The following is a 7,404-nucleotide window of genomic DNA, read 5'->3' as shown; positions in this document are numbered from 1 at the left end:
TCAAACGGCGGTGTTTCGGGTGGCTTGGCCCTGGCAGGCTGTTCCAGAGAATTCAGATCGTCTTACAAGAACGGACAGGATTTCTGTCAATACTGAACACTACATCTTGTGCATGGCCACGGGAAATCCCAAAGAACCATATTTTTTCAAATTGGCAATATGCCGGTTTTTCGGGCTAATAGTCGAAAACTGGGTATCCCATCCCACGGTATCTGGCAACCCGGCATGTTGAGCGGCTTCCCAAACCAGCTTGATGCGCAAATGATTACCGCCCCCCAACAGGTTACGAATGGCAAACGGCGTGACCGACTTATCCTCAGCCAACAACTGTTTACCTGCCTGAATGATTTGCACATCCGTGTAGGTAGGTTTTTTCATACTACCCCCTGGCGAAAACGCCCCTCGCATTCACATCTACTAACAACACGTTACAGCCCACTTGTTGGTATTCCCTATTCTTATCGTTGCCTGGTCTGAGCCTAACATACTTTGCTGACAGCCAACTTAACTTATGATTCACGGAATAATTCGGTAGGAAAACTTGAAATATACCCGCCAGCCCCCACGCTATGTCATCAAGCAAACATCGGGAACCATCATGGAACAATACCGGGGAACCACCATTCTGAGCGTGCGCCGCAACGGGAAAGTTGTGGTTGGTGGTGACGGACAGGTCACGCTGGGCAATACCATGCTCAAAGGCAATGCCCGCAAGGTGCGTCGCCTGTACAACGACAAGGTGCTGGCTGGCTTTGCTGGCGGCACTGCTGACGCTTTCACCCTGTTTGAACGCTTTGAAAGCAAGCTGCAAGCCCACAACGGCAACCTCACCCGTGCAGCGGTGGAACTGGCCAAGGACTGGCGCACTGACCGCATGTTGCGTCGCCTTGAAGCGCTGCTGATCGTCGCCGACGCGAGTGCTTCCCTGCTGATCACCGGCAATGGCGATGTGGTGGAACAGGAAAATGACCTGATTGCGATTGGCTCCGGTGGTTCATTTGCCATTGCTGCCGCCCGCGCCCTGCTGGAAAACACCGAGCTTTCCGCCCGCGAGATTGTTGAAAAAGGGCTGCACATTGCTGCCGACATCTGCATTTACAGCAACCATAACCTGACCATTGAGGAACTCTGATGGCTGTTGCAACCATGACCCCCCGCGAAATCGTCCAGGAACTGGATAAGCATGTAATCGGTCAGGACAAGGCCAAGCGTTCCGTCGCCATTGCCCTGCGCAACCGCTGGCGTCGTCAACAGCTTGACGATGCGCTGCGCCCGGAAGTGACACCGAAAAATATCCTCATGATCGGCCCGACCGGGGTGGGCAAGACCGAAATTGCCCGCCGTCTGGCAAAGCTGGCGAATGCCCCCTTCATCAAGGTCGAAGCCACCAAGTTCACCGAAGTCGGGTATGTGGGCAAGGAAGTGGATTCCATCATCCGCGACCTCGCTGATATGGCGATGAAAATGCTGCGCGAACAGGAAGTTGCCAAAGTCAACTACCGGGCGCAAGAGGCGGCGGAAGAGCGCATCCTCGACATCCTGTTGCCTGCACCACGCAAGGAAACTCCAGTCAACGAATGGCTCGCCACCGGCGATGACGAACCCAAAGCCAAGCCTGCCGAAGATTCCGCTACCCGGCAGAAATTTCGCAAGAAACTGCGCGAAGGCGACCTCAACGACAAGGAAATCGAGCTGGATGTCGCTGTGGGCGGCGCGAGTGTCGAAATCATGACTCCACCGGGCATGGAAGAAATGGCCAGTCAGTTGCAAAGCATGTTCCAGAACATCGGCAGCAACAAAAAGCGCAAGCGCAAGATGAAAATCAAGGATGCGCTCAAGGTGCTGACCGAAGAAGAAGCCCACAAAATGGTCAATGAGGAAGAACTCAAGCAACGTGCCCTGTTTGCCGTTGAGCAAACCGGCATTGTGTTCCTCGACGAAATCGACAAGGTAGCCCGCAGCGGGCAAACCAGCGGTGCAGACGTTTCCCGCGAAGGCGTACAGCGTGACCTGCTACCGCTGATCGAAGGCTGCACCGTCAACACCAAGTACGGCATGGTCAAGACCGACCATATCCTGTTCATTGCCTCCGGTGCGTTCCATGTGTCCAAACCCTCCGATTTAATACCGGAATTACAGGGTCGGCTGCCGATTCGTGTAGAAATGGATGCCCTGAGCGCGAATGACTTCGAGCGCATTCTTACCGAGCCGAATGCATCCCTGACTGAACAGTATCAGGGCTTGCTGCAAACCGAAGGGGTGGAACTGACTTTTACCCCGGATGCAGTGCGCCGCATTGCGGAAATTGCCTTTGAAGTCAACGAACGCACCGAGAACATCGGCGCTCGCCGCCTGCATACCGTGGTCGAGCGTTTGCTGGAGAATGTGCTGTTCGACGCGCCCGATTGCGATTCCGCCATGACTGTGGATGCCGCCTACGTCAACCAGACGTTGGGTGAACTGGTCAAGGACGAAGATTTAAGCCGTTACATTTTGTAAAGAGACACCCCCATGACACCGATTGACATTACCCTGAACCAGAAAACCCGCGAACTGCTGATTACCTGGCCGGGCGACGAAGTACATGCGCTCAGTTGCGAATTCCTGCGAGTGCATTCCCCGTCTGCCGAAGTGCGTGGGCATGGGCCGGGGCAGGAAAAACTGCAAATCGGCAAGGAAAACGTCAATGTCACCGGCATTGAGCCGGTCGGGCATTACGCCATCCAGATTTTCTTTGATGACAACCACAGCAGCGGTATCTACGACTGGAATTTGCTGTATGACTACGGCAAGAACATGGAGCAGTACTGGGCGGAATATCTGGAAAAGCTGACGGCGGCAGGGTATACGCGCAAACTGCCGGGGCAAGTGATCTGAGCATAATGACTCCCGGTTGTCTGTCCAATCGGGTATTGCGTTCATGGGAAAGGTTGGTGGGCGCGGGTTCTTTCTGACACCCGAAACCGTGTTAGCTAACATTGCCGCCCAGGCCAAGGCGCGGCGGCTGGCTGCCAACCTCAGCCACCGCACGCTGGCGGAAACTTCCGGCGTGGCAGAAGCCCCCTATGTCAGGCTAGTTGTCGTCCCGCAAAATCTTTCCGCTGTCACTACCTTTGGCACGAGTCGCCCGCTGTTCCCCGGCAACATCAGCACAATCACCCGGCTATGTTCCTCACCGTAACTCACATGCAGCGGCTTGTCGTTGCCGTAGAAATACAGGCGGTCAAAGGGGGTGTGTTGCACGACCCACTGCGCCACTTCCAGCATATTTTCATCGGGCACGATGAAATCGCAAGCAGCACCTCAACTTAACTATTTGTAAAGTAAAGAGAGCTTCTATCGCAAGCCACACACTCACGGAAGAATTTGTTACCCTCTTTACGAATCCGGGCTTTGCATCCCTCCTCATCACAAGCGACTTTGATCGGCGTGTTCCCATCGCAATCAAGACACTTGAAATAGTATCCGAACTTCCCGTATTGAATGCCGATGTTTGCGCCACCACATTTGCGGCAGGCGTGTTCTTTAACCGTAGAATCCTGCCGTATTTCCGGCTGATCAGAAACAGGGGAAACGACTGCTGCACCATCAACATCGGAAATCCCGAATTTTGCTTTATAATCAATATAGATAGGCGTATGCAAGGCACACAGCTTGCGGGCTATATCCTCCAGTGTTTCATAAGAAACCAGTCGGGTAGCACTTCCCAGCATATCCAACATACCCATTTTATCGAGCTTCTGCTGAATATTGGTTTTGATGGAATCAGCCTTGATTACTTGGCCGGTATCAAATTTCTTGGGGCGGTCTATTCTGGTTGATGATGAGACAACAACAAAAGAGTGAAAAGTTGGCATTAGACGCAGACCGAGCCGACTGGGCATATCAATCATTTTGAACGCATCTTTTAGCACGGCAATATGGCGCTCATTCTGCTCCAGTGGAGAAGCCATTCCTTCAAAGGTTTTCTTGTAGTCATTCCATCGCAGGAATTCACCGTTATCGTTGATCTTCAAGCCGGAATTGAAATGTTTGGTTTCAAGCACAAATGCGATCAACCCCCGCCCAATCAGCAAATGGTCTATCTGAGCCACCCGCCCGTTAATGTCCAGCCGTAGATCATGAATGACAACCGAGTATTCAGAATCCTTGAAATCAAAGCCTATTTGATAAGCGGCTTCGTTCTCGCCTTTGATACCTGCACGCAAGATATTGAGTTCTTTCTGCACAGCTTTTTGTTGGGCAGGGGTAGCACCCGGATGATTCAGAAGTTGTTCGAGGGTTGCCACCGCATCTGTTTTGTTATCGGCATTCTTAATGATCATAGCTGACATCCTTTGTATATTGTTGTGCGCTAGGCTTACCGTATCAGTATATGGCGGCTATAATCCAGACAGCAACCATAGATAAGGGTTTTGGATGGACGCGCAGGAACTCATTAACCGTATCACCGCACTGAACGTCTGGAAGAAAGGCGATCAACGCGCACCACACAAACCACTACTTTTGCTGCTGGCATTGGCGCGAGCCAATACGGACAAACCAAGACTGATCCCCTTCGATGAAATCGAAAACAAGCTCACAAGGTTGCTGGAAGATTTCGGCCCCAGCCGCGCCAATTACTACCCCGAATTGCCGTTCTGGCACTTGCAGTCTGACCAAATATGGGAAATGCCGAATACCACGGACGTTTTGACAGCATCGGGGAGTGTGAGCAAGAAATACTTGCGTGACCACCATGTTGCCGCCGGTTTTACCCAGGATGTTTATGGCCTGCTGCAAGCCAATGGCGAGTTGTTGGAGCAAGTGGCGATGCAATTGCTGGAGGATAACTTTCCGCCATCGGTGCATCAGGACATTCTGGATGAGGTAGGGCTGGACTTTGAAGCGACAGCCCAAACCACCAACCAGAAACGGGCAAAACGTGACCCGACTTTCCGCCGTCGGGTGCTGGAAGCCTACGATTACCGTTGCGCCATTTGCAGTTTCAGCGTGCGCATGGAAAACACGCCGATTGCGCTGGAAGCCGCCCATATCAAATGGTTTCAGGCAGGTGGCCCTGATATTGAAAGCAACGGTTTGGCGCTGTGTTCCTTGCACCATAAATTGCTGGATCGGGGCGCATTGGCCATTTCAGCGGAGCACAAGGTCATGGTTTCGGAAAAGGCCAACGGTCACAGCGGTTTTGAAGAATGGGTACTGAATTTTGACGGCAAAGTCTTGCTCAAACCACGCAACAGCCTGTATCTGCCCAAGGTGGAATTTACCGATTGGCATATCCGCGAGGTATTTCAGGGCAAATACGGTCACTCCCAATAAACCATCCTTTCCGGGCAAACCCACCGCACCCCGCCACGCGGATCAGCGCAATCCCCCGCATAGCGCAGAATCACCTGCTCATGCAGGTGGAACACCGTCTGGCCTGCCGCTGCGCCAACATTCACCCCAATAGCATCTGGCGCAACGATCAGGCAGCCATTGTGCTGCGACAGGCTGCATACCAGCGCCCGAATGTCGGATTAGCCGTTGCCGCCTGTTCCAGAATACCCATGCCGTGCGCAGAATGCAGCACACCAAACACGCTAGTGTCCACCAAACCCGGTTGCTCACCGCCATAAAAGGCGTTGCCAGCCAAACCGTTATCGACCCAATGCGCTAACGCTGTTTGAAATTCAGCGGCAGGATTTTGAATATTGTGTTTCAGCTTCATTTTATTGGCGACACGCGGCATCACTATTGCACCCGCGAAACGTACCAGGAAACGCTTGATAGCGCCGTCTTTGCTACCCGCCGTAATGAGTCCAAAATTCTGGAAGGATTTGCCCATATTGGGGTGAATCAGCGGTGGCAGGTAATGCACCAAGGTATTGTCTACCCATGCCTGCCATTCCTCATCCTGTGGCATGGGCAACAACTGTACATACTTGTCATTCAGGTAACGCACGATGGCGCTGGATTCAACCACGATTTCAGCATCATCCTTGAGTACCGGGACTTTTTTGTGATCGGTGAAATCCAGCTCTTTCATCCCAAACGGGGTGACTTCCACCACGTCATACGGGATTTTGCGGTAGTTGAGAAAGGCTTTGACTTTCCAGCAGAACGGGCAGGAATTGAATTGGTACAAGGTCAGCATGGTTGGGATTTTACCTAAAGCAACAAAGGGTCACATCCTACAACATGCTGGTATACTCGCACCAATAAAGGAACACTGAAACAGGAATACCCATGACCTTGACCGAAACCCTCGATACCCTCAAATACAATAGTGATGGCTTGATCCCTGCGATTGCCCAACAACACGACACCGCAGAGGTGCTGATGATGGCGTGGATGAATCGCGAGAGTATCGAAGAAACCCTGCAAACCGGGCGCGTGTGTTACTGGTCGCGTTCGCGCAACCGCTTTTGGCGCAAAGGTGAATCGTCAGGGCAAATGCAGGTGCTGAAGGAATTCCGTATCGACTGCGATGCTGACACGATTTTGCTGTTGGTGGATCAAACCGGGCCTGCCTGCCATACCGGGCGGCGTTCGTGCTTTTACAACAAGGTGGAAGGCGATCAAGTGGTGATTGACCGCGAAGTGCTGATTGATCCGTCAACGCTGTACGCTTGATGGAGTTTTGGCAATACGGCACGGCGGCGGCAATTGTGCTGTTGGCATACTTTATTCGGGGAATTGCCGGATTCGGTTCCGGCCTGATTGCCGTGCCCTTGCTGGCCTTGTTCCTGCCGCTGACTTTCGTTGTCCCTTTGATCCTGTTGCTGGATTTCACGGCTTCACTGGTCATGGGCGGGGTGGATTTCAAACACGTGCTGTGGAAAGAAGTCGGGGCACTGATTCCGTTCAGCATCCTTGGTGTGATTGTTGGCACGCAATTGCTGGTCAACCTGCCGGTCACACCCATGTTGCTGACACTGGCGGTGTTCATTTTCATTTTTGCCATCCGCAGCCTGCTAAACCTGAAAGGGGAAAAGCCGGTATCGCAATGGTGGGCGATTCCAGCAGCCCTGACGGGCGGGACAATTGGCGGGTTGTTTGGTACGGGTGGGCCACCTTACGTGATTTACCTGAATCACCGCATTCATGACAAAACACAGTTGCGGGCAGCATTTTCTGCGCTATTTTTTATCGAGGGTGCTTCACGCATTATCACGTTTTTCGTGGCAGGTTTGCTGCTGGCACAAACCATCTGGTGGAACTCACTGGGCGCATTACCCCTGATGCTGGGTGCGCTGTATCTGGGTGGACGTGTCCATACCGGCCTGAGCCACGCGCAAATGACGCGCCTGATTGGGGTATTGCTGCTGCTTGCCAGCTTGTCCTTGCTGGTGAAAGCCCTGTATTGACAGGTAACAAGCAACTTGTCCGCCAGCGGAAACCGGGTGTGACCGGAAGTGATGC

The 7,404-nt window shown here is 52.8% G+C and carries 11 protein-coding genes; 8 read left to right on the top strand and 3 right to left on the bottom strand.

Annotation, left to right across the window (positions count from 1 at the left end; translation table 11 throughout):
• Positions 1 to 99: 99 nt before the first annotated feature.
• The gene (locus B2U47_RS07170; protein ID WP_296688299.1) at positions 100 to 378 is read right to left on the bottom strand and encodes a DNA-binding protein; all 279 of its coding nucleotides are present in this window, start codon (positions 376 to 378) and stop codon (positions 100 to 102) included.
• A 220-nt stretch (positions 379 to 598) separates the two neighbouring features.
• Between B2U47_RS07170 and hslV the strand changes: the two genes are divergently transcribed.
• The 5 genes from hslV to B2U47_RS07145 are packed head-to-tail and all read left to right on the top strand — an operon-like array spanning position 599 to position 3,312.
• Entirely contained in the window at positions 599 to 1,132 is a 534-nt protein-coding gene (gene hslV, locus B2U47_RS07165; RefSeq protein WP_296680443.1) for an ATP-dependent protease subunit HslV, read from the top strand.
• Positions 1,132 to 2,499 (top strand): ATP-dependent protease ATPase subunit HslU, encoded by a 1,368-nt coding sequence (gene hslU / locus B2U47_RS07160; protein WP_296680415.1) that lies wholly within the window; start codon positions 1,132 to 1,134, stop codon positions 2,497 to 2,499. Before hslV ends, hslU begins: the two co-directional genes overlap by 1 nt.
• Before the next feature lie 12 nt (positions 2,500 to 2,511).
• Entirely contained in the window at positions 2,512 to 2,877 is a 366-nt protein-coding gene (locus tag B2U47_RS07155; RefSeq protein ID WP_296680418.1) for a DUF971 domain-containing protein, read from the top strand.
• A gap of 43 nt (positions 2,878 to 2,920) precedes the next feature.
• The gene (locus tag B2U47_RS07150; RefSeq protein WP_296680421.1) at positions 2,921 to 3,181 is read left to right on the top strand and encodes a hypothetical protein; all 261 of its coding nucleotides are present in this window, start codon (positions 2,921 to 2,923) and stop codon (positions 3,179 to 3,181) included.
• A 5-nt stretch (positions 3,182 to 3,186) separates the two neighbouring features.
• A complete protein-coding gene (locus tag B2U47_RS07145; protein ID WP_296680424.1) occupies positions 3,187 to 3,312 on the top strand; it encodes a hypothetical protein in 126 nt (41 codons plus the stop codon).
• Here the strand turns inward: B2U47_RS07145 and B2U47_RS07140 are convergent.
• Positions 3,309 to 4,325 carry a nuclease-related domain-containing protein gene (locus B2U47_RS07140; RefSeq protein WP_296680427.1) on the bottom strand — a complete coding sequence of 339 codons (1,017 nt, stop codon included), beginning with the start codon at positions 4,323 to 4,325 and terminating at the stop codon, positions 3,309 to 3,311. The two genes, B2U47_RS07145 and B2U47_RS07140, sit on opposite strands and share 4 nt — an antisense overlap.
• A 94-nt stretch (positions 4,326 to 4,419) precedes the next feature.
• On the opposite strand from B2U47_RS07140, the gene B2U47_RS07135 reads away from it, so the two are divergent.
• Entirely contained in the window at positions 4,420 to 5,319 is a 900-nt protein-coding gene (locus B2U47_RS07135) for a phosphorothioated DNA-binding restriction endonuclease (RefSeq protein WP_296680429.1), read from the top strand.
• 148 nt (positions 5,320 to 5,467) lie between these two features.
• On the opposite strand, the gene B2U47_RS07130 is transcribed toward B2U47_RS07135, so the two are convergent.
• Positions 5,468 to 6,136, bottom strand: coding sequence for a glutathione S-transferase N-terminal domain-containing protein (locus tag B2U47_RS07130; protein ID WP_296680432.1), 669 nt, complete (start codon positions 6,134 to 6,136; stop codon positions 5,468 to 5,470).
• A gap of 92 nt (positions 6,137 to 6,228) precedes the next feature.
• On the opposite strand from B2U47_RS07130, the gene hisI reads away from it, so the two are divergent.
• The gene (hisI, locus tag B2U47_RS07125; protein ID WP_296680436.1) at positions 6,229 to 6,615 is read left to right on the top strand and encodes a phosphoribosyl-AMP cyclohydrolase; all 387 of its coding nucleotides are present in this window, start codon (positions 6,229 to 6,231) and stop codon (positions 6,613 to 6,615) included.
• Entirely contained in the window at positions 6,615 to 7,349 is a 735-nt protein-coding gene (locus B2U47_RS07120) for a sulfite exporter TauE/SafE family protein (protein ID WP_296680440.1), read from the top strand. Before hisI ends, B2U47_RS07120 begins: the two co-directional genes overlap by 1 nt.
• Positions 7,350 to 7,404: the final 55 nt, after the last annotated feature.

Source organism: Thiothrix sp. UBA5583 (assembly GCA_002425225.1).
Lineage (GTDB): Bacteria > Pseudomonadota > Gammaproteobacteria > Thiotrichales > Thiotrichaceae > Thiothrix > Thiothrix moscowensis.
Note: the sequence above shows the minus strand (reverse complement) of the source record. Positions and strands in the feature narration are given on the sequence as shown.